Here is a 21,846-nt window from a genome sequence, read left to right as displayed (position 1 = left end):
CTTGTGGGGCGGGTTCAGGCCTTCGTCTTCAGCGAGGCCATGTCGATGACGAAGCGGTACTTCACGTCGCTCTTCAGCAGGCGCTCATAGGCCCCGTTGATGTCCTGCATGCGGATCACTTCCACGTCCGAGGTGATGCCGTGCTCGCCGCAGAAATCCAGGAGCTCCTGGGTTTCCGGGATGCCGCCGATGAGGGAGCCAGCCACGGACTTGCGGCCGAGGACCATGGGCACGGTGTTGAGCATGGGTTCCAGCCCGCCCAGGTAGCCCACCAGCACGAGGGCACCGTTCGTGGCGAGGGTCGGAACGTAGGGGTTCAGGTCGTGGACGTAGGGCACGGTGTCGACGATGAGGTCGAAGCGGCCCGCGACCGACGCCATCTGGGCGGCATCGGTGGACAGCACCACGCGGTCGGCGCCCAGGCGCCGGGCGTCGGCCTCCTTGCCTTTGGATCGCGTGAAGAGGGTCACCTCGGCGCCCAGGGCCTTGGCCAGCTTCAGGCCCATGTGGCCCAGGCCGCCCAGGCCCACCACGGCCACCTGGCTGCCCTTCCCCACCCTCCAGTGCCGCAGGGGCGACCAGGTGGTGATGCCGGCGCAGAGGAGGGGCGCGGCGCCCCGGAGGTCCAGGCTGTCCGGCACCTTCAGCACGAAGCGGTCGGAGACCACGATCTGGTCCGAGTAGCCGCCCTGGGTGGGCCGGCCGTCGTGGCGGTCCGTGCCGCCGTAGGTGCCGGTGAAGCCGTTCTGGCAGTACTGCTCTTCGCCGTGCTCGCAGGGCTGGCAGTGGCGGCAGGAGTCCACCAGGCAGCCCACGCCGACGGCGTCGCCGGCCTTGAATCGGGTGACGGCGGCGCCCACTTCGCGCACGCGACCAATGATCTCGTGGCCGGGGACGATGGGGTACGTGGTCCAGCCCCAGTCGTTGCGGGCCGTGTGCAGGTCCGAGTGGCACACCCCGCAGTACAGGATGTCGATCACCACGTCATCGGGCCGGGGATCACGGCGCTCGAAGGGAAAGGGCGCCAGGTCCGAGGTGGGGGACTGGGCGGCGTAGCCGAGAACGTTCAGAGTCATGCATTCCTCCATGCCAGGGGCGAGGGTCGTCCACCCTGCCCGCGGACTTTCTTATGCGGGGCCGCCTGGTTCGGGGACGGCATGGGCAAGTCTAGGAAGCGGGCGGCCGGCCGACTTGCCTGATGCTCCGAACTTCTAGCCCAATCCTCCGGGATCGGTTGTCCGACCCTCACCGCCCCGCCATCAGGCGATCCAGGTAGCGCGACTTGACCTGCCTGGAGGCGAGGGCCCGCTGGAGGGGCGGGAGCTTGAGAACGGCGCCGAGGATGGCGGCCACGGCCCGGTGCCCGTGGGTGGATTGCCCGTCCACCAGGAGCTCCGCCAGCTGACCGCGCTCGAGGGCCATCACCACGGTGCGGTGGGCGGTGTTCGCCGGGGTCAGCACGCGGGCCTTGCGGGGCCTGAGCCGGATCGCCGCCGGAGCGCAGGTCCGCACGCACACGCCGCAGCCCAGGCAGCGGTCCTCGTCCAGCCGCGCCCGCCGGGCGGCGGGACGGCGGGGATCGTGGGCCGAGACGAGGGCGAGCGCCTCCACAGGGCAAGCGCCGACGCACTTCCCGCAGCCGGTGCACCGCGCCTCCTCCAGCTCCGGGAGGAAGTTCGTGGTGTGGACGGGTTTCATGAACGCAAAGCGGCGGGCCGCGACCATGGCCTCGCAGCAGCAGCCGCAGCAGTTGCAGATGAAGCTCACCTGCTCGCGCACGTTCTCGCCGAACTGCACCAGGCCCCGCTCACGGGCCTGATCGAGCAGGTCGAGGCACTCCGCGGCCTCCACGCGCCGCGCCACCTGGTGGCGCGTCAGGGAATCCGCGCAGGTGCCGAAGGTCATGCAGATCTCCATGGGCGCGTCGCAGGCCCGACCCAGGCGGGCCATCTTGTGCCGGCAGTAGCAGGCGCCGATGCCGATGGCCCCCGCCGTGCGCACCACCTCGCTGGCCCGCTCGTGGTCGAGCACCACGAGGGCGTCCTCCCGGGGGAGCGCCGTCTCGTCCACGAAGACCCGCCCCAGCTGCGTCTCGCCGTTCGCGAACAGGGCCCGGAGGAAGTCCTCCTCCACGTTCAGGTACTGGTGGAAGAGCTCCGCCAGGGCCGCCTGGTCCGCATCGCCCCGCACCCGCATCATGGAGAACTCGAAGAAACCGGCCATGGGCGGCGGCACCACGTAGCGCGTCTCGCCGTCCTGCTCCCAGTCCAGCAGCATGGCGCGCCCGGCCAGGGTCTCCAGGATCGCGCGGGCCCGCGCCTCCGGGAGCTTCCAGATCGCCGCGGCGCGTCGGGCCGTGAAGGGGCGGATCGGCACCTGGGCCAGCAGGCCGGCCTCCTCCTCGCTCACCAGGAGGCGGAGGATCTGGAAGAGGCGCTCCGAGGGCGGCGCGCCCTGGGGGAAGCGGTTCAAGCGGGCCGCGAAGCGCGCGTAGGCGCCGTGGCCGGGGCGGAGGGTGGCGTGGGCCATGGGGGGTTCCCGCCCCCAGGATAGTCCCGGAGCCGGCCGGATCGTCCGTCTCAGGGAATAAAACCGCTGACCCCAGGTCCAGGCGGGGCTGGGATTCTCTCCAGAAATGGTGACAATGGAGCCTTCCGCCGGGGGTGCCCATGCCGTCCAGCCTCCATCGTTCCGTCTGCCCCTACGACTGCCCGGATGCTTGCGGCCTCCTGATCACGGTGGAGGATGGCCGCGCCGTGGCCGTGGCGGGCGATCCCGAACACCCGTTCACCCGCGGGGCCCTCTGCCCCAAGATGAACCGCTACCAGGACACGGTGCACCATCCCGAGCGGCTCACCACACCGCTGCGGCGCACCGGCCGGAAGGGGGAGGGCGCGTTCGCGCCCGTCTCCTGGGAGGAGGCCATCGGGGAGATCACGGACCGCTGGCGGGGGATCATCACCGCGCACGGCGCCGAAGCCATCCTGCCCTACTCGTACGCGGGCACCATGGGCCTGATCCAGCGCAATGCCGGGCACGCCTTCTTCCATCGGCTGGGCGCCTCGAGGCTGGACCGCACCATCTGCTCGCCGGCCAAGAACGAGGGTTGGGCCCTGGTGATGGGCGGCACGCCCGCGCCCCACCCGGACGCCTGCGCCGCCAGCGACCTCATCCTGCTCTGGGGCATCAACGCCGCGGCCACCAACGTCCACGGCCTCCATGCCGTGCGCGAGGCCAAGCGGAAGGGCGCGCAGGTCTGGCTCATCGACACCTACGCCCACGCCACCGCGCCCCTCTGCGACCGCGTGGTGCTGGTGCGCCCGGGCACGGACGGCGCCCTGGCCCTGGGAATCCTCCACCTGCTGGACCGGATGAAGCTCTGCGACGAGGCCTTCCTCGCGGCCCACGTCCAGGGCGCCGCCGAGCTGCGGGAACGCATCCTCCCGGACTATCCGCCGGAGCGGGTGGAGGCGATCACCGGCGTGCCCGCAGCCACGGTCCGCGAGCTGGCGGAGGCCTACGGCCGCGCCCGCGATCCGCACCTGCGCCCGGGGAACGGGATCTCCCGCTACGGCAACGGGGCCATGACCCTGCGCACGCTGGCCTGCCTGCCCGCCTTCGTGGGGGCCTACGCCAAGCCCGGCGGCGGCGCCTTCGCCTCCACCAGCACCGGGGGCATCTTCCCCATGCGCCTCATCGAGCGCGAAGACCTGCTGCCCCGCCCCGTCCGCACCCTCAACATGAACCAGCTGGGTCGCGCCCTGAACGAGCTGCAGGACCCGCCGGTGGCCTCGCTCTACGTCTACCACTCGAATCCCGCCGTGGTGGCGCCGGACCAGAACGCCGTGCTGAAGGGCCTCGGCCGCGAGGACCTCTTCACCGTGGTGCACGAGCGGTTCATGACGGACACGGCCCTGTTCGCCGACCTCGTCCTGCCCGCTACCACCTCCCTGGAACACAGCGACCTCTACCGCGCCTTCGGGCACTACGCCATCCAGCGCGCGCGCCCCGTGGTGCCGCCCGTGGGGGAGAGCCGCTCGAACCTCGAGGTGTTCCAGGCCCTGGCCCGGGCCATGGGCTTCACGGAGGAGGTGTTCTCCCAATCCGCGGACGACCTCATCGACGCCCTCCTGGCCGAGCCCCATCCCTGGAAGGCGGGCGTGGACGCAGGCCGGCTCGCCGAGGGCTTCGCCGTGGAGCTGGACCCTCACCGGCAGGCGCTCCAGTTCGGCACGCCCAGCGGCAAGGTGGAGGTCCTCAACCCCCGTGACCCGGAACCCCTGCCCCGCTTCCTGCCGCCCCACAGCGATGCCGACCCGCATCCGCTCCAGCTCGTCACGGCGCCTGCCGTGCAGGGGCTCAACTCCACCTTCCACGAGCGGGAGGACCTGCGGCGGCGCATGGGCCGGATGGCCCTCCGGGTGAACCCCGCCGAGGCCGCGGCCCGGGGCCTGGCGGACGGCGGTCCGGTGACCGCGTTCAACGGCCTGGGCGAGGTGGCCTTCACCCTGGAGGTGACGGACAAGGTGCCCGTGGGCGTGGCGGTGGCGGAAGGGGTGTGGTGGCGCCGCCACGCTCCCGGCGACCGCACCGTGAACGCCCTGACCTCCCAGCGCCTCACGGACCGCGGCGGCGGCAGCACGTTCTACGACAACCGGGTGGACCTGCGGGCGGGTCGGCCCTTTTAACGAATCGTCAACAAAATGCCCGATGCCCCAGGCAAATGGCCCTCTTTTAGTGCTTCGCATCACCTCTTGATACTCCGCCCTCCCTCGGGGCAGCCCGTGCGGCTAGAGTCATGTCGTCCTGTTTTTGCCCCTGCATCGCGCCGCGGACGCCTCGGGACGGCCCCGCGGGATCTCAGCACGAATGCTTTTCCCGGCCGGAGCCCCGCTTCCGCCTCCACACCCCCTTCCTTCCCGGAGGAACCATGAGCCAGTACGTCAATGAAGTCCTTGAGGGCCTCAAGAAGAAGGCCCCCTGGGAGAGCCTGTTCATCCAGGCTGCCACCGAAATCCTCCACTCCCTGGCCCCGGTCCTCGAGAAGGAGCCCAAGTACAAGAAGAACGCCATCCTGGAGCGGCTGATCGAGCCCGAACGCGCCATCGGCTTCCGCGTGCCCTGGGTGGACGACAAGGGCCAGATCCGCGTCAATCCGGGCTGGCGCGTGCAGTTCAGCAGCGCCATCGGGCCCTACAAGGGCGGCATCCGCTTCCATCCCAACGTCACCCTCGACACCCTGAAGTTCCTGGGCTTCGAGCAGATCTTCAAGAACAGCCTCACGGGCCTGCCCATGGGCGGCGGCAAGGGCGGCTCCAACTTCGACCCCAACGGCAAGTCCGACGCGGAGGTGATGCGCTTCTGCCAGTCCTTCATGATGGAGCTCTTCCGCCACATCGGTGCCGACACGGACGTGCCGGCCGGTGACATCGGCGTGGGCGGCCGCGAGGTCGGCTACATGTTCGGCATGTACAAGAAGCTGCGGAACGAGTTCACCGGCGTGCTCACGGGCAAGGGCCAGTACTGGGGCGGCAGCCTCATCCGTCCCGAAGCCACGGGCTACGGCGTGGTCTACTTCGCGGAGGAGGCGCTGAAGACCAAGGGCGAGTCCATCGGCGGGAAGAAGGTGGCCGTCTCCGGCTTCGGCAACGTGGCCTGGGGCGCCGTCACCAAGGCCACCCAGCTGGGCGCCAAGGTCGTCACCATCTCCGGTCCCGACGGCTACATCTACGATCCCGACGGCATCTCCGGCGAGAAGATCGAGTACATGACCGAGATGCTGCGCATCGACCGCATGTCCGTGGCCCCCTACGCCCAGAAGTTCAAGACCGCCCAGTTCCACGCCGGCAAGCGCCCCTGGGAGCAGAAGGTGGACGTGGCCCTGCCCTGCGCCATCCAGAACGAGCTGAACCTCGACGAGGCCAAGAACCTGATGGCCAACGGCTGCATGGCCGTCATCGAGGGCGCCAACATGCCCAGCACGCTGGATGCCGTGGAGTTCTTCCAGGCCAACACCGGCAAGATCCTCTTCTCCCCCGGCAAGGCCTCCAACGCCGGCGGCGTGGCCACTTCGGGCCTGGAGATGAGCCAGAACTCCATGCGCCTGGGCTGGACCGCCGAAGAGGTGGACGCCCGCCTGCACCAGATCATGATCAACATCCATAAGTCCTGCGCCGACGCGGCCGCCCGCTTCGGCACCCCCGGCAACTACGTGAACGGCGCCAACATCGCCGGCTTCATCAAGGTGGCCGACTCCATGATCGACCAGGGCCTTGTGTAGTTCCCGATCCTTTCCGTCCGAAGAAAAGGGGGGCCGACTGCGGCCCCCCTTTTCTTCGCAGATCGCTACACTGCCTGAAATCGCCGGGGCCCCGATGATCAGCCGCGACTTCAACGAGATCTTCCACAAGTACGCGACGGACAAGGAGATCTTCCATGAGCTCATGCCTCTGCGCACCCGGGAGATCCTCCTGGTGGCCCCGGCCTTCGACGCCTTCACGCTGGAGCAGGACGGCCTGCTGACCGAGATCCTCTTCGACGGCTACTACCAGCTCAACATGAGCAACCCGCCCCGGGTGACCAACGTGTCCACCGTGGACGAGGCCCTGGATCGCTGCGCCAGCCGCCACTTCGACATCATCATCGTCATGAGCCGCCTGGGCCAGGGCGGCCATGTGGAGCTGTCACGCGCCCTGCGGAAGGCCGCCCCGCGGATCCCCATCTACCTGCTGCTCAACGACAATGTGGAAGTGGGCGTCATGGATCGTCGGCGCCAGGAGCTGCTGCGCCACTACGACCAGATCTTCGTGTGGAACGGGAACCCCGAGATCTTCATGGCCATGGTGAAGTTCATGGAGGACCGGGCCAACGTCCTCAACGACACCAAGGTGGGCCTCACCCGCGTGATCCTCCTGGTGGAGGACAGCATCCGCTACTACTCGCGGTACCTGCCCATCCTCTACAGCGAGATCCTCAAGCAGACCACGCGCCTGGCCAAGGAACAGAACATGGACCGCATGACGCGCACGCTGTCCATGCGCGTCCGCCCCAAGGTGATCCTGGCCACCTCGTACGAGGAGGCCATGGCCTTCTGCGACCAGTTCCAGGACTGCCTGCTCTGCGTCATCTCGGACCGCAAGTTCCCCAAGGACGGCACCCTCGACCGCGAGGCCGGCATCAAGCTGATACGGGCCCTGAAGGAGCGGATCCCGGACCTGCCGACCCTGCTCCAGTCCTCGGATCCCCTGAAGGAATCCTGGGCCACGGCCCTGGGCAGCGGCTTCCTCAACAAGAACTCGTTCACCCTGGGCGCGGAGCTCTCGAGCTTCTTCTACGAGCGCCTGGGCTTCGGCGACTTCATCTTCCGGAACCAGGCCGGCGAGGAGATCGCCCGGGCCACGGACATGGAGGACCTGCGGGAAAAGCTGCGCACCGTGCCCGCCGAGTCCCTGGTCTACCACGCCCTGCGCAACCACTTCTCCTCCTGGATCATGGCCCGCGGCGAGGTCCAGGTCGCCAAGGTCCTGGCCCGCTTCCGCATCTCCGACTACCGGGACCCGGAGGACATGCGGACCTTCCTCATCGACGTGGGCGACTACGTGCAGCGCATGCGAACCCTGGGCAAGGTGATCCCCCTCACGGAATCCACGCCCCGGGACGAGCCCAACATCCTCCGCCTGGGCTCTGGCTCCATGGGCGGCAAGGCGCGGGGCGTGGCCTTCACCCACTCCCTGCTCTCCCGGCTGGACCTGGAGAGCCTGATCCCCGGCGCGAACATCCGGATCCCGCGCTCCGCCATCATCGGCACGGAGGAGTTCACCGGCTTCATCCACCGGAACGGCCTGAGGCAGATGGTCCAGAGCGACGCCGACGACGACGCGATCAAGCGGCGCTTCCTCATGGGCTCGCTGTCGCCGGAGCTGATCGGCAAGCTGCGGCTCTTCCTCACCAAGCACGCCAAGGTGCCCCTGGCTGTCCGTTCCTCGGGCCTGCTGGAGGACAGCCTCTCCCATCCCTTCGCGGGCCTCTACAGCACCTTCTTCCTGCCCAACAACGACGCCGATCCCGCCGTGCGCGAGGTCCAGCTCATGGAGGCCATCAAGCTGGTCTACGCCTCGGTCTATTCGAAGGCCTCCCGCGCCTACTTCCAGGCCATCGACTACAAGATCGAGGAAGAGCAGATGGCCATCCTCATCCAGGAGGTCTCGGGACGCCGCTTCGGCAGCCGCTTCTACCCGCACATCTCCGGCGTGGCCCAGTCCTTCAACTACTACCCGGTGGCCTACACGCTGCCTCAGGACGGCATCGCCAGCATCGCCGTGGGGCTCGGCAAGTACGTGGTGGAGGGTGAGAAGGCCTACTGCTTCGCGCCGCCCTATCCCGAGATGGACATGCTGCCCCCCAAGGAGCAGCTGCGCACCACCCAGAAGCGCTTCTACGCCCTGGACATGAGCCGCACCTCCGTGGACCTCTACGCCGGGGAGGACGCCACCCTGCTCAGCCTCGACATCCAGGAGGCGGAGGCGGATGGGGCCCTGCAGCACTGCGCCTCCGTCTGGGACTGGAACGACGACCGCATCCAGGACGGCCTCGACCGCCCGGGGCCCCGCATCGTGAACTTCCGCAACATCCTCAAGTACGACCAGTTCCCCCTGGCTCCGATCCTCCAGCGGCTGCTGGAGCTGATCCGCGGGGCCATGGAGACGCCCGTGGAGCTCGAGTTCGCCGTGAACCTCGACCCCGATCCGCACAACGGCAAGCCCACCTTCACCCTCCTCCAGATCAAGCACCAGCTCATGGAGACGGGGGACGTGAACCTGTCCCCGGCGGACCTCGACCCGGCGGACCTCTTCCTCTTCTCCGAGAAGTGCGTGGGGAACGGCATCGTGGAGGGCCTGCGGGACGTCGTGTGGGTGGACCCTGAGGGCTTCGACAAATTCGAGACGCCCGCCCTGGCGGCGGAGATCGAGAAACTCAACGACCGCTTCCGCACCGAGGGCGGGAAGTACGTCCTGCTGGGCCCCGGGCGCTGGGGCAGCAACGACCGCCACCTGGGCATCCCCATCGTGTGGTCCATGATCTCCTGCGCCCAGGTGATCGTGGAGTACGCCATGGAGAACTTCCAGGCCGACGCCTCGCTGGGCTCGCACTTCTTCCACAACGTGACGTCCCTGAACATCGGCTACTTCACGGTGCCCTACCCCCGGGGCACGAGCCTGCTCGACTGGGACTGGCTGCGCCGCCAGCCAGAGGTCTGGCGCTCGGGCTGCCTGGTGCACACGCGGCTGGACGAGCCCGTCCACATCGTCATGGACGGCCGGCGCAGCGCCTCGGCCATCTTCAAGCGCGCGCCGAAACCCGCGCCCGAGGAGCCGGAGGAGTTCCAGTAGAAACGTCGAGGAGCGTCGCGCCTACTTCGCCCGGGTGTACTCCATCTCCATGAGCTTCACGAAGGCACCGTCCTTGCCCTTCACGAACATCGACGCGAAGCGGTGGTCGTGGTCCGGCTGGGTGTGGACCTCCTTGAAGGTGAGGGGCTTCCCGGCCTCGTCGTAGCCCTCGAAGTAGAGGGTCATCTCCCGGCAGTCCTTGGTGCAGGTGCCCTTGCTGACGGCCATCCAGGTGCCGCCGTTGTCCACCCAGCTGCCCACGTGGGCGTTCTGGTGGGTGTCGTAGCCGAAGAGGCCGTGCCCCTCGAAGGCCTGGCCCATCATCTCGGCGCGCATCTCCGACTTCAGCCACAGGCCGCCCGACACGAGCGTGTTGGTCTCCGTCCCCTTGGACACCACGGGCGGCTTGGACGGGTCCATGTACATCTTCGCCACGGCGATCCAGGTGCCGGCCTGCTCCTTCATGGCCAGGTGATGGGCCGTGGGCTTGGGAAGGGGGCTTTCCTGGGCGGACAGGGCCAGAACACAGCCGAGCGAGAGGATCAGGGCGCGCATGGAACCTCCAGACGCCCATGCTACCCCCGCCGGAACCCGGCGCCAGCCCGGCTTCCGCTAAAGTGGGGGAAGGAGGGGCCCTTGATCCAGCATCCCGGCAACGTGTTCGTGGTCTCCGCGCCGTCGGGCGCGGGCAAGTCCACGCTGACCCAGCGGCTGGTGCAGAGCGTCCCGGACCTGATCTTCTCCATCTCCTTCACCACCCGGAAGCCCCGGCCCGGCGAGGTGGACGGCCGGGACTACTTCTTCATCGACGACGCCCGGTTCGATGCCATGGTGGCGGAAGGCGGCTTCGTGGAGTGGGTGCAGGTCTACGGCCACCGGTACGGCACGGGCCGCGCCTGGCTGGAGGAGGTACTGGATACCGGGCGCGACGTGCTGCTCGACATCGAGACCACCGGCGCCCTGAACGTGCGCCACGCCATGCCCGAAGCGCGGATGATCTTCATCCTGCCTCCCTCCGCCGCCTCCCTGGAGCAGCGGCTGCGCAGCCGAGGCAAGGACTCGGACGAGCAGATCCGCATCCGCATGGAGCATGCCCGCCACGAGCTGGAGCTGTATCCCGCCTACGACTACCTGATCCTCAATGACGACCTTGAACTCGCCTACCAGCAGTTCGAGGGCATCGTCCACGCCGCCCGGGCCAGCCGGGAGCGCATGGCCCCCACGGCCCGGCGGATCCTCGAGGGGTTCTGATAAAACCGCGCTTCGTCCTCCCTGCGGGCGGGGCGTATCCTGGAGGGACACTCCCCGGGAGCCTCATGGCCCGTTTCATCAAGCGCAATTGGATGTGGATGGTGGTGGCCGCCACGGTCGCCGTGGCGGGCCCCCTGCTGGCCCGGTCCGGCGCCGAGAGCGCCCGCCAGCGGGGCCTGGACACCCTCACCGAGGTCATGGACCTGGTGCAGAAGCAGAGCCCCGAGCCGCCCACCCCCCGCCAGATCACCCACGCCACCATCCAGGGCATGCTCCACACCCTGGACCCCCACTCGAACTACATGGACGAGAGCGAGTTCCGCCTGCTGCGCGAAGAGCAGAAGGGCTCCTTCTTCGGCATCGGCGCCATCATCCAGCAGCACGACCAGGGCATCGCCATCATCAGCCCCATGAAGGGCGGCCCGGCTGAGCGCCTGGGCGTCCGGTCCGGCGACATCATCAAGGAGATCGACGGCACGAGCACCGAGGGCATGACCTCCAACGCCGCCCTCCAGAAGCTGCGCGGCGAGAAGGGCACCCTGGTGGAGATCGCCGTGCAGCGCTCGGGCATCGCCGACCTGCTGCGCTTCTCCATCCCCCGTGCCGAGGTCCCCACCAACAGCGTCTACTACAGCTTCATGCTCAACCCCACGACGGGCTTCATCCTCATCAAGGACTTCGGCGAGACCACCTCGGACGAGTTCGAGAAGGCCGTGTCCTCCCTGAAGAAGCAGGGCATGAAGCAGCTCATCCTCGACCTCCGCGGCAATGGCGGTGGCGTCCTGGATTCGGCCATCGGGATCTGCCGCCAGCTCCTGGGCCCCGACCAGCTCATCGTGAGCCAGAAGGGCCGGGACGGCCGGGACGAGAACCAGACCCGCACCAGGAAGGGCGCGCAGCTCGACCCCTTCCCCCTGGTGGTCCTCATCAACCGCGGATCGGCCAGCGCCAGCGAGATCGTCACCGGCGCCGTCCAGGACCACGACCGCGGGGTCGTCGTCGGCCAGACCAGCTGGGGCAAGGGGCTCGTCCAGAGCGTGCTGCCCATCAACCGCTCCCGGGGTCTGGCCCTGACCACCGCCCGCTACTACACCCCCTCGGGCCGCAGCATCCAGCGGGACTACACCCATGGCCTGGACGACTACTACAACCCCGAGGACGAGAAGGACCCCAAGCCCCAGGGCCCGGCTTTCAAGACCGACCTGGGCCGCACGGTCTACGGCGGAGGCGGCATCAATCCCGACTACCCCATGCCCCTCGTCCGCCTCGACGAGTTCATGATCAACCTCCGCTTCCGGTACTCCGCCTTCTTCCGGTATGCCGTGCAGGAGAAGGAGCGCTTCGGCATCCGGCCCGGCGAGCGCGCCGACGACGCCGTGATGGCGCGGTTCCGTGCCTGGGCCCAGGAACAGAAGCTCACCATCAGCGACAAGGACTGGGAGACCCACCTGGAGGCCATCCGGGAGCAGCTCTCCATCGAAATGCAGAACGTCGCCTTCGGCGTGGAAGCCGGCTTCAAGCTCCAGTGCGAGAAGGATCCGGTGATCCTCAAGGGCCTGGAAGTGATGCCGGAGGCCGAGGCTCTGCTACGCAAGAAGCAGCTCCTGAGCCGCGCCCCCGCCCCCAGCACAGCCACCCTCCGCTGAATCGAGGCTCCCATGGATGTCACGCTCCCCGAGCACGTTGAGGCCCTGCGCCAGGAAGTGCGCCGGTTCGCCGAAAAGGAGATCCGCCCGCACGTCATGGCCTGGGACGAGGCCAAGACCTTCCCCATGGGCGTGGTGAAGCAGCTGGGCGAGATGGGCATGATGGGCGTCATCTTCCCCGAGGAGTACGGCGGCGCCGGCATGGGCTACCAGGAGTACGCGGTGGTGGTGGAGGAGCTCTCCCGGGTGGACGGCTCCGTGGGCATCACCGTGGCCGCCCACAACAGCCTCTGCAGCAACCACATCTACGCCATGGGCGACGAGCGCCAGAGGCAGGCCTACCTGAAGCCCCTGGCCAGCGGCAAGGCCATCGGCGCCTGGGGGCTCACGGAGCCGGGATCGGGCAGCGACGCGGGCTCGCTGCGCACCTCCGCCAAGAAGGAGGGCTCGCACTACGTCCTGAACGGCACCAAGACCTTCATCACCCACGGCACCGTGGGCGACATCTTCGTGGTCATGGCCCGCACCCGGCCCTCGCTTCCGGGCCGCAGCAGCGCCGACGGCATCAGCGCCTTCGTGCTTGAGAAGGGCATGAACGGCTTCCGGGCCGGCAAGCAGGAGAACAAGCTGGGCCTCCGGGCCAGCGACACCTCCGAGCTGATCCTGGAGGATGTGAAGGTGCCTGAGGCCAACCTCCTGGGCGAGGAGGGCGTGGGCTTCAAGCAGGCCATGAAGACCCTCGACGGCGGCCGCATCAGCATCGGGGCCCTGGGCCTCGGCATGGCCCAGGGCGCCTTCGAGGAGGCCCTGCGCTACAGCAAGATCCGTCACACCTTCGGCCGCCCCCTGGCGGACCACCAGGGCATCCAGTTCAAGCTGGCGGACATGGGCATGGAGATCGAGGCGGCCCGCCTGCTCATCTACCGCGCCGCGGGCCTGAAGGACGCCGGCCTGCCCTACGCCAAAGCCGCCAGCATGGCCAAGCTCTACAGCTCGGAAGTGGCCTGCCGCGTGGCGGACCAGGCCGTGCAGATCCTCGGCGGCTACGGCTACATCAAGGACTACCCGGTGGAGAAGTACTACCGGGACGTGAAGCTCTGCACCATCGGCGAAGGCACCAGCGAGATCCAGCGCACCGTCATCGCCCGTCACCTCCTCTCTGAATACTGACATGAACAAGGGGGACCGCCCGGCCGCTTCGCGTCCTCTGCGTCCCCCCTCGTGCACCCCCACGCGGTGTCCGGGCGAAGCCCGGCCACCACGTCTAATCCCGGAGTCCCCATGAAGGCCCAGCTCCTCCTCCTCGCCGCAGGCCTGCCCCTCCTGGCCGCCCGCCCCCTCCAGGTGGACGACCTGTTCAAGGTCAAGCGTGTCACCGATCCCCAGCTCTCCGTCACGGGAGCCCTGGCCTACCAGGTGGGCGCCCCGGACGTCGCCGCCAACAAGAGCACCACCCACGTCTGGTACAAGCCCGCCGGCGGCGAGGCGAAGGCCCTGGACCTGGGCGCCGGCAGCCAGACCCGGCCCCGTTTCAGTCCGGACGGGAAGAAGCTGGCCTACCAGTCCGGCGGCCAGATCTGGGTCGTGGACCTCGGCACCCATGAGAAGCGCCAGCTCACGAAGCTGAGCGGCGGCGCCGAAGGCCAGGTGTGGAGCCCCGACGGCAAGTGGATCGCCTTCCTCTCCACCACCGTGCCCTCGGGGAACGAGGCTGAGAACGCGGCCTACCTGAAGCGCCAGGAGGAGAGCAAGGTCAAGGCCCGCGTCATCACCCACCTCATGTACCGCCACTGGAACGAGTGGAAGGACGACCAGCAGGTGAGCCACCTCTTCGTGGTGCCCGCCGACGGCAGTACCGCGCCGCGGGATCTCACCGCGGGCCTCACCACGGACGTGCCCAACTTCGCCGACGTGGCGGCCGGGGACGGCTTCGACTGGGCCCCCGACAGCAAGGCCCTGGCCTTCGAGACCCACCCCGAACAGACCAAGGCCACCAGCACCAACGGCGAGATCTACGAGGTGGCCCTCTCCGGCGGCCCCGCCAAGAAGCTCTCCGACAACCCGGCCATGGACACCACGCCCCGCTACTCGCCGGACGGCAAGGCCCTCGCCTGGCGCGCCCAGCGCCGGCCGGGCTTCGAATCCGACAAGTTCGAGCTGTGGGTGTTCGATCGCACGGCCGGAAAGGTCGTGCGCACCACCCAGGCCTTCGACCAGAGCTTCGGCGACTTCCAGTGGCAGGGCCAGGACCTGGTGGCCGTCAGCGACCAGCAGGGCCACGCGGACCTCTTCCGCTGGAACGACCAGGGCCTCCAGCGCCTCAGCAAGGGCCTGCACGTCGAGGGCTTCGCGCTGCCCCCGAGCGGCTCCGCCGCGGCGAAGGACCACGCCGTGCTGGTCTCCACCAGCCTCGCCACGCCCCAGGACCTCTACGCCCTGGACCTGAAGACGGGGACTGTCGCCCGCGCCTCCCACCACAACGAGGCCCTGGCCAGGGAGCTGAGCCTCAACCCCGGCGAGGACCTCTGGGTGGACACCCTGCCCGTGGACGGGAAGCCCACCAAGGCCCACGCCTTCGTCGTGAAGCCCGTGGGCTTTGATCCGAAGAAGTCCTATCCCGTGGCCTTCGTCATCCACGGCGGGCCCCAGGGCGCCTGGGCCGACAGCTGGCACCCCCGCTGGAACGCGCAGGCCTGGGCCGGTCGCGGCTTCATCACCGTGCTGCCCAACCCCCGCGGGTCGACGGGCTTCGGCCAGGCCTACTGCGACGCCATCAGCGGCGACTGGAACGGCGCGGTGATGAAGGACCTCATGACCACCCTGGACGCCGTCCTCAAGCAGTTCCCCAACGCCGACCCCAAGCGCGTGGTGGCCTGCGGTGGCAGCTACGGCGGCTACGCCACCAACTGGCTGGCCGGGCACGAGGCCGACCGCTTCGCCGCCTTCGTGACCCATGCGGGCATCTTCAACACCGAGAGCATGCAGGTGGGCAGCGAGGAGCTGTGGTTCCCCCGCTGGGAGTTCAAGGGCTGGCCCTGGGAGAGCGCCGAAACCAAGGCCCGCTGGCAGTCCCAGAGCCCCAGCAGCGCCGCCGCCAGCTTCAAGAAGCCCATGCTCGTCGTCCACGGCGAGCTGGACTATCGCGTGCCCGTGGGCGAGGCCTTCCAGCTCTTCAACACCCTCCAGCTTCGCGGCGTCCCCAGCGAGCTGCTCTACTTCCCCGACGAGTTCCACTTCGTCCTCAAGCCCCAGAACAGCAAGCTCTGGTACGAGACCGTCCTCGGCTGGTGCGAGCGCTGGACGAAGTAGAAAAGACTGGTTAACCGCAGAGGCCGCAAAGGGCGCAGAGAAGGCATTCCTCTCTCTGCGATCTCTGCGGCCTCTGCGGTTAAGGTTTTTTTTCTTTCGGAATGACTCCACCGCACGCGCCCGGATCGGACAGGGCCCGCCAGGGCTCGAGGACGAAGGGACGGCTGAAGGCGCGGGGGTGGGGCAGCTCCAGGGTCAGCTCAGGCCCGAGGGCCCGCAGGTCCTCCGGCGCCTCCCAGGCCCAGCGCCCCGGCGGGCCGTCCGTGGTGATGAGGTCCAGGTCCAGGGTGCGGGGTGCGTTCTTTCCGGCGCTGCGGTCCCGGCCGTTGGCCAGCTCCAGGCGCAGCAGGGCCTCCAGCAGGTGACGAGGATCAGCCTCCTCCGTCACCAGGATGGCCACGGTGTTGAGGTAGGCGGGCCCCCGGCCCGACTCGTCTGGCGTCTCCATCACCAGCGGCGAAGGCAGCACCACCCCCAGCGTCCGCAGGGCCGCCAGCCCGGCCGTAAGGTGCGCCCTGCGGTCGCCGAGGTTCGAGCCGAGGGCGATGACGGCCTTCATGGGACCCGCGAAATCACGTGTAAAGGCGCGAAAGCAAGACACACCCTTTTCGCAACATTTCGCGTCTTTCGCGGTTTCATTTCTTTTTCCCGTGTTCTGCCACCACCAGCGTGCGAATGCCCCCGCGAATGAGGAAGTCGCCCTCCACGCGCATCCACTGTGGTTTCGTGGCCTTCACGAGGTCGTCGAGGATCTGGTTGGTGACGGCTTCGTGGAAGGCGCCCTGGTCGCGGAAGCTCCAGAGGTAGAGCTTGAGGGACTTCGACTCCACGCAGAGCTGGTCTGGCTGGTAGAGGATGCGGAGCTTGGCGAAGTCCGGCTGGCCCGTGAGCGGACAGAGGCAGGTGAACTCCTCTGTCTCGAAGGTGATCGTGAACGGCCGCCCCGGACGCGGGCTGGCGAAGGTGTCCAGCTTCCCCGTGGGGCGAGTCACCACGAACGTCGGCAGCGGATTCGGCAGGGAGGGCTTGGAGGGCTTTTTCGTGGCCATGGTCATACCTTCAGGTGGTCGGGAATGTGGGCGTACGGGATGGGGTCGGCCACGCCGGCCTCCTTGAACCCGCGCAGACGCAGGTGACAGGAGTCGCAGTGGCCGCAGGCCTCGGCCTCGCTCTGGTAGCAGGACCAGCTGAGGTGGAGCGGGGCCTGCAGCTCGAGACCCTTCCGAACGATCTCTGACTTGCGCAGGTGCAGCAGGGGCGCGTGGAAGGCCAGGCGCGTCTCAGGCTTCGTGCCCAGGTTGGCGGTCTGCTCGAAGCTCCTCAGGAAGGCTTCGCGACAGTCGGGGTAGCCGCTGCTGTCCTCCTCCACGAAGCCCACGAAGATGGCCGTGGCGCCCAGCACCTCGGCCCAGCTCACGCAGGTGGCCAGCAGGTGGGCGTTGCGGAAGGGCACGTAGCTCACGGGCACGCCCTGGCGCTCTGGGTCGCCCTCGGGCAGGGCGATGGTGGGATCCGTCAGGGCGGAGCCGCCGATGGCCTTCAGGGAATCGAAGCCGATGATGAGGCGGCGGGAGGCGGGGACGCCGTAGAAACTCGCGATGTCGCGGAAAGCCTGCTTCTCGCGCGCCTGGGTGCGCTGGCCGTAGTCGGCATGGAGCAGCGCCAGCTCAAAACCTTCGGCCCTGGCGAGGGCGGCGGTGACGCAGCTGTCCATGCCGCCGGACAGGGAGACGACGGCAAGCTTAGTCACGGCTGAATCCCTCCGCCCACGCTTCCAGGCCATCCATCTCGCCTTGAAGGCGCACGGCTTCCGCGCCATCGTCCGCCTTCGGCGGGATCTGGTAGGGCGCTCCGTACCGGATCACGCAGGTCGCGAACGGAAAGGGGATCACCATGCGGTCCCAGGTCCCCAGCTGGAAGCTGTGATCGTAGGCGAGGCTCACGGGGATGATCCAGGCGCCGGTCTTGCGGGCCAGGGCGACGGTGCCGGGCTTGAGCTGCATGAGCGGGCCCCGGGGGCCGTCGGGGGTGATGCCGAAGTCCCAGCCCTGCTTCACGGCCTGAATCATGCGCACCAGGGCCTTGGCGCCGTCTTCGCTGGCGGTGCCGCGCACGGCGTGGATGCCGAACCAGCGCCAGGTGGCCGCGCTGCGCTCGCCGTCCTTGCTGTCGCTGGAGAGGATGGCCACGCCCCGCGCCTCGCCCTGGGCATTCCGCCGGTGGAAGGGGTACGAGAGGGGCATCATGAAGAGGCGGCGGTGCCAGAAGGCCAGGATGATGCGCTGGTCCCGGGTCACGAGATCCTCGACGGGACCGAAGCCCTCGCGGCGCACCCGCAGGGTGTAGGACCAGAGCTTGGTGAGGCCGGCCACCAGGAAGGGCACCACGCGGAAATTCAGCCACACGGACAGGGGCGAGCCCAGGGGGCGGCCCCGCTCGGCGATGGCCACGCGGGTCTTCATGGCAGCAGGTCCTCGCGGGTGATGGGGTACATCGTCCCGCAGTAGTCGCAGCGGACTTCCAGGGCCCCCGGCTCCTTGAAAAGGTCCTCTTTCTGGTCCTCGGGGAAGCGGCGCAGGGTCTCCAGCAGGGCCTCGCGGGTGCAGCGGCAGCGGTAGAAGAGGTCGGTGGCGGCCAGCTCGTCGGCCCCTTCGCCCTGGGACACCCACGCGGCCAGGAAGTCTGGCGTGCGCTCCCAGAGGGGCACCACCTCCAGGCCTTCGATCGCCTGGACGAGGCGCGCGAGGCGCTCCGGCGGACAGTCCGGCAGGGGCTCCACCAGCAGGCCCCCGGCCTCGCCCGTGCCCGCGTCGCACCAGAGGGTGAGGCTGGCCTGGATCTGCTCCGACTGCTGGAGGTAGTGCTCCACCTGCACCTGGATGCCGCCCTCCACCACGGGGAGGTGGCCCACGTAGGGCTGGCCCGTGGCGTTGGAGCGCATCACTTGGAAGACGCCGGGGCCCTGGATCCATGCCGACACGTCCTCGGGCCCGGGGTCGAGCACGCCCCGGATGGTGCCGTCGGGCCAGCTGTCCGAGACCACGGCCTTGGCCCGGCCGGATCCCTTCACGAGCAGCTGCAGGCGCTCCGCGAAGAACGTGCGGCTCTGCAGCAGGGCGGTGGACGTGAGCAGTTCCGTGAGGCAGCCGCAGGCCGCGGGCTCCAGATGCGGATGCCCCCGCCGGACGCCGTCCCACAGGGGGCTGGCGTCCACCGAGGACAGGCGGATGTGGCGGTCCCGGGTGAGGGACTTGACCACGCGGGCCTTGGGAACCTCTGCCATCGCTACTCCCAGCCGATCTGCCGGCCCTTGTTCTGCTGCTCCAGCCAGGCCATCAGGGGCTTGAAGTAGTCCATCATGGCGCGGGTGGAGAGATCCTCGCCCGTGGCCTCCTTCAGCACCTTCCGCCAGTCCTCGGTGGCGCCCTTCTCGAGGATCTTCTTCAGGAAGGCGCCCACCTCCTTGTTCCCGGCGTAGTTGCAGCTGCGGGGGTCCTGGTGGAGGATCTTCCGCGCGATGTGGTCGTGCATCTGGAACTTGAAGACCGTGGCCCAGCCGTAGCTGTAGTAGTAGGCGGGGTTGTCGTTGATGTGGGTCTTGGTGGCGGCGTCGCAGAACTGCTCGCCGCGGGGGCTGGGGGGCTCCACGCCCTGCTCGTCGCGCACGAGCTTCCACCAGCGGGCGTTCATCTGGTCAGCGGGCATCTTCTTGCCGTAGAACTCCGCCTCCCACTCGGGCATGGTGCCGCAGGCCCAGTACATGAAGGGGATGGCCACCTCCAGGGCGTCGTTCAGCAGCACCTGCATCTGGTCGGCCTTGTAGTCCGCCGGAAGCACGCCCGCGGTCTTGAGGTACGGGATCTGCCGGGTGGCCATAGCGATGAGCTCGCCCACCCCCTCATGGAAGCTGGGGTTGGCGCCGTCGCGCAGGAGGGGCGGAACGTCGGGGCGGGTGTAGCTCATGAAGTAGTAGCCGTGGCCCAGCTCGTGGTGGACCGTCTCGAACCACTCGGCATTGGGCTCCACGCTCATCAGCGAGCGGATGTCGTGGTCCAGGTCCAGGTGCCAGCAGGAGGCGTGGGCGTTCTTCTTGCGCGGGTCGCCGGCCTTCACGGGGTAGAGGTCGGACTTGGCCCAGAAGCTCACGGGCAGGGGATCGAAGCCCAGGCCCACGTAGAAGGCCTCGGCAGTCTTCACGATGCGCTCGGGCTGCCAGCCCTTGAAGTAGGGATCGAAGTCCACGGCGCTGACGAAGCCGGTCCAGTTCTGGCTCCAGCGGTTGTTGATCCAGTGGGCGGGAATGGCCTTGGGCACGGGCTGGCCGTACTTCTTCGCCATCTCGTACTTCACCCAGGTGTGGAGCTGGAGGTAGAGGGGCTTCAGCTCGGCCAGGAACTTCCGGTTGAAGGCCATCATCTCGTCGGTGGTGAGGCCGTAGCGGGCCACCTGGAGGGCGAAGTAATCGGGGTAGCCCAGCTCCTGCGCCACCCCGTTGCGCAGATCGCGCAGGCGCACCAGGCCGTCCTTCAGGGGCACGCCGATCTCCTTGCTGGCCTCCCACCACTGCCGACGCTCCGCCAGGTCGCGGCTGGAGGCCAGCTTGTTGTCGATGTCGTTGGCGCTGACGGGTCGGCCGCCCACCTTGAACTGGTAGCCGTTCATGATGGAAACCTGCTTCGTTTCCGCCTCGATGCGGGCGGCCACGAGCTCGGGCTTGGTCATGGGCCCCTCGGCGCCGTAGGGCATGAGCAGCACCCGCTCCAGCTGGCGCACAGTCTTCTCGTCGAGCTGGGCCCGGGATTTGAGCAGCTCCTTGGCCTCGGTGATGACCAGCGGATTGCCGTTGAAGGCGGCGAAGGCCTTGCCCGCCCACTCGGCCGCGGCGTCGTGCTCGGGCTTCACGTCCGTGGAGGCGGCCCAGGTGGCCTGCTGGCTCACGTAGTAGAGGGACTGGTAGCCGGCGTTCACCAGCTTGAGGAAGCGGTCGGCCCGTTCCTGGACGGGCGAGAGGGCCTGGGCCATGAGGGGGGCACCAAGAACAAGGGCGGGGAGAAGGGACGGGAGGAGGCGCATGCGGGGCTCCGGGGAACCCTCTATTGTGCCTTCGGGGCGGGTGGGCGTCAGCAGGGGAGGAGGATGCTGAAGCTGGAACCGAAGCCAACCTGGCTCTGGGCCCGGATCTGGCCCTTGTGGGCCGCCACCAGGCGCTGGACGATGGCCAGGCCCAGCCCGACCCCCTTGCTGGCGTCGCTGCGCTCGGACTGGCGGAAGGGGTCGAAGATGTAGGGGAGGTCCCCCGCCGGAATGCCGCGCCCGGTGTCGATGACCGACAGGCGGAGGAAGCGCAGGCCAGCCTCCACGCCGGAACCGAACTCGATCCCGGCCTCCACCCGGACGGCCCCGCCCCTGGGGGTGAACTTGAAGGCGTTGTCCACGAGGTTCACCAGGACGCGGTCCAGCTTCGAAACGTCCGCGCGGATCATCGGCAGGCCCTCGGGGATCGCTACCTGGAATTCGAGACCGGCCGAGGCGGCCCGCAGCGGGTACGGAGACATCAGGGCCTTCAGCCAGGGCCCCGGCTCGATCTCTCCGAATTCCATGGGGAGCTGCCCGCTTTCGCTGCGGTAGATCTCCAGCATCTCGTCGAGCAGGGTCTTGATCCGCCCGACGGAGGCCTCGGCCTTGTCCAGCGTGCCGTCTCCCGCCGAGCCCTCCCGCAGCCGCTCCAGGACGAGCCCCAGCACGGTCAGGGGTGAACGGAGGTCGTGGACCAGCATGGTGGTGAAGTTGGTCTTGAGGGTGTTCACTTCCTTGAGCTTGAGGTTGGCGTCCACCAGGTTCTGGTTCTGGATCTCCAACTCGCGCTGGAGCCGGCCCAGGTTGACCTGGTGCTCCACCCGCACCAGCACCTCCTCCGCGCTGAAGGGCTTGGTCACGTAGTCGCGCCCTCCCACCTGGAAGGCCCGCACCTTGTCCAGCGGGTCGTCCAGGGCGCTGATGAAGATGATGGGGATGCGGGCCAGCACCGGATCCTGCTTGAAGGCCTCGCAGGTCTCATAGCCGTCCATGCCCGGCATGTTCACGTCGAGCATCACCAGTTCGGGCGGGTGGCGGCGGGCGGCCGCCAGGGCCATGGCGCCGGAAGGCACGGCCCTCACCCGGTACTGGCGCTCCCGCAGGACCGCCCCCAGCAGGTCGAGGTTGGCCGCGTTGTCGTCCACGATGAGGATGTCGCCCTGGGGCACCAGCAT

General features: G+C 68.5%; 17 protein-coding genes. 7 read left to right on the top strand and 10 right to left on the bottom strand.

Annotation, left to right across the window (positions count from 1 at the left end):
- Positions 1-14: 14 nt before the first annotated feature.
- Together ML539_RS08630 and ML539_RS08625 are read right to left on the bottom strand one after the other, a co-directional pair.
- Positions 15-1,076: an NAD(P)-dependent alcohol dehydrogenase gene (locus ML539_RS08630; RefSeq protein ID WP_243322567.1), complete on the bottom strand. Its 1,062-nt coding sequence runs from the start codon at positions 1,074-1,076 to the stop codon at positions 15-17.
- 169 nt (positions 1,077-1,245) lie between these two features.
- Positions 1,246-2,529 carry a 4Fe-4S dicluster domain-containing protein gene (locus tag ML539_RS08625; RefSeq protein WP_243322565.1) on the bottom strand — a complete coding sequence of 428 codons (1,284 nt, stop codon included), beginning with the start codon at positions 2,527-2,529 and terminating at the stop codon, positions 1,246-1,248.
- 140 nt (positions 2,530-2,669) lie between these two features.
- Between ML539_RS08625 and ML539_RS08620 the strand changes: the two genes are divergently transcribed.
- From ML539_RS08620 to ML539_RS08610, 3 genes are all read left to right on the top strand, one after another.
- Positions 2,670-4,688 (top strand): molybdopterin oxidoreductase family protein, encoded by a 2,019-nt coding sequence (locus ML539_RS08620; protein ID WP_243322563.1) that lies wholly within the window; start codon positions 2,670-2,672, stop codon positions 4,686-4,688.
- 242 nt (positions 4,689-4,930) lie between these two features.
- The gene (gene gdhA / locus ML539_RS08615; protein ID WP_243287336.1) at positions 4,931-6,280 is read left to right on the top strand and encodes an NADP-specific glutamate dehydrogenase; all 1,350 of its coding nucleotides are present in this window, start codon (positions 4,931-4,933) and stop codon (positions 6,278-6,280) included.
- 94 nt (positions 6,281-6,374) lie between these two features.
- The gene (locus ML539_RS08610) at positions 6,375-9,389 is read left to right on the top strand and encodes a PEP/pyruvate-binding domain-containing protein (protein ID WP_243322560.1); all 3,015 of its coding nucleotides are present in this window, start codon (positions 6,375-6,377) and stop codon (positions 9,387-9,389) included.
- A 21-nt stretch (positions 9,390-9,410) separates the two neighbouring features.
- Here ML539_RS08610 and ML539_RS08605 read toward each other — a convergent pair whose 3' ends face one another.
- Positions 9,411-9,944 (bottom strand): DUF1579 domain-containing protein, encoded by a 534-nt coding sequence (locus ML539_RS08605; RefSeq protein WP_243322558.1) that lies wholly within the window; start codon positions 9,942-9,944, stop codon positions 9,411-9,413.
- A gap of 81 nt (positions 9,945-10,025) precedes the next feature.
- Between ML539_RS08605 and gmk the strand changes: the two genes are divergently transcribed.
- From gmk to ML539_RS15490, 4 genes are all read left to right on the top strand, one after another.
- On the top strand, positions 10,026-10,640 hold the full coding sequence (gene gmk / locus ML539_RS08600) for a guanylate kinase (protein ID WP_243322556.1): 615 nt from the start codon (positions 10,026-10,028) through the stop codon (positions 10,638-10,640).
- Between the two features lie 65 nt (positions 10,641-10,705).
- Positions 10,706-12,286 carry a S41 family peptidase gene (locus tag ML539_RS08595; protein ID WP_243322554.1) on the top strand — a complete coding sequence of 527 codons (1,581 nt, stop codon included), beginning with the start codon at positions 10,706-10,708 and terminating at the stop codon, positions 12,284-12,286.
- 12 nt (positions 12,287-12,298) lie between these two features.
- Positions 12,299-13,456, top strand: a complete 1,158-nt coding sequence (locus tag ML539_RS08590) for an acyl-CoA dehydrogenase family protein (protein ID WP_243322551.1) — start codon at positions 12,299-12,301, stop codon at positions 13,454-13,456.
- 111 nt (positions 13,457-13,567) lie between these two features.
- Positions 13,568-15,595 (top strand): S9 family peptidase, encoded by a 2,028-nt coding sequence (locus ML539_RS15490; RefSeq protein WP_279341571.1) that lies wholly within the window; start codon positions 13,568-13,570, stop codon positions 15,593-15,595.
- A 79-nt stretch (positions 15,596-15,674) separates the two neighbouring features.
- Here the strand turns inward: ML539_RS15490 and folK are convergent, their stop codons facing one another.
- From folK to ML539_RS08550, 7 genes are all read right to left on the bottom strand, one after another.
- The gene (gene folK, locus ML539_RS08580; RefSeq protein WP_243322549.1) at positions 15,675-16,154 is read right to left on the bottom strand and encodes a 2-amino-4-hydroxy-6-hydroxymethyldihydropteridine diphosphokinase; all 480 of its coding nucleotides are present in this window, start codon (positions 16,152-16,154) and stop codon (positions 15,675-15,677) included.
- A 76-nt stretch (positions 16,155-16,230) separates the two neighbouring features.
- Positions 16,231-16,590 (bottom strand): preQ(1) synthase, encoded by a 360-nt coding sequence (queF, locus tag ML539_RS08575; RefSeq protein WP_347710752.1) that lies wholly within the window; start codon positions 16,588-16,590, stop codon positions 16,231-16,233.
- A 56-nt stretch (positions 16,591-16,646) separates the two neighbouring features.
- On the bottom strand, positions 16,647-17,345 hold the full coding sequence (queC, locus tag ML539_RS08570; RefSeq protein WP_243322546.1) for a 7-cyano-7-deazaguanine synthase QueC: 699 nt from the start codon (positions 17,343-17,345) through the stop codon (positions 16,647-16,649).
- Positions 17,338-18,057, bottom strand: a complete 720-nt coding sequence (locus tag ML539_RS08565) for a lysophospholipid acyltransferase family protein (protein WP_243322544.1) — start codon at positions 18,055-18,057, stop codon at positions 17,338-17,340. Before ML539_RS08565 ends, queC begins: the two co-directional genes overlap by 8 nt.
- A complete protein-coding gene (locus ML539_RS08560) occupies positions 18,054-18,878 on the bottom strand; it encodes an Hsp33 family molecular chaperone HslO (RefSeq protein ID WP_243322541.1) in 825 nt (274 codons plus the stop codon). Before ML539_RS08560 ends, ML539_RS08565 begins: the two co-directional genes overlap by 4 nt.
- Positions 18,879-18,880: 2 nt before the next feature.
- A complete protein-coding gene (locus ML539_RS08555; RefSeq protein WP_243322539.1) occupies positions 18,881-20,668 on the bottom strand; it encodes a M2 family metallopeptidase in 1,788 nt (595 codons plus the stop codon).
- 47 nt (positions 20,669-20,715) lie between these two features.
- The gene (locus ML539_RS08550; protein WP_243322537.1) at positions 20,716-21,846 is read right to left on the bottom strand and encodes a hybrid sensor histidine kinase/response regulator; all 1,131 of its coding nucleotides are present in this window, start codon (positions 21,844-21,846) and stop codon (positions 20,716-20,718) included.

It is taken from the genome of Geothrix sp. SG200, from assembly GCF_022808935.1.
Taxonomy (GTDB): domain Bacteria; phylum Acidobacteriota; class Holophagae; order Holophagales; family Holophagaceae; genus Geothrix; species Geothrix alkalitolerans.
The sequence above is the reverse complement of the archived record's forward strand: the minus strand, read 5'-3'. Positions and strand labels throughout refer to the sequence as shown.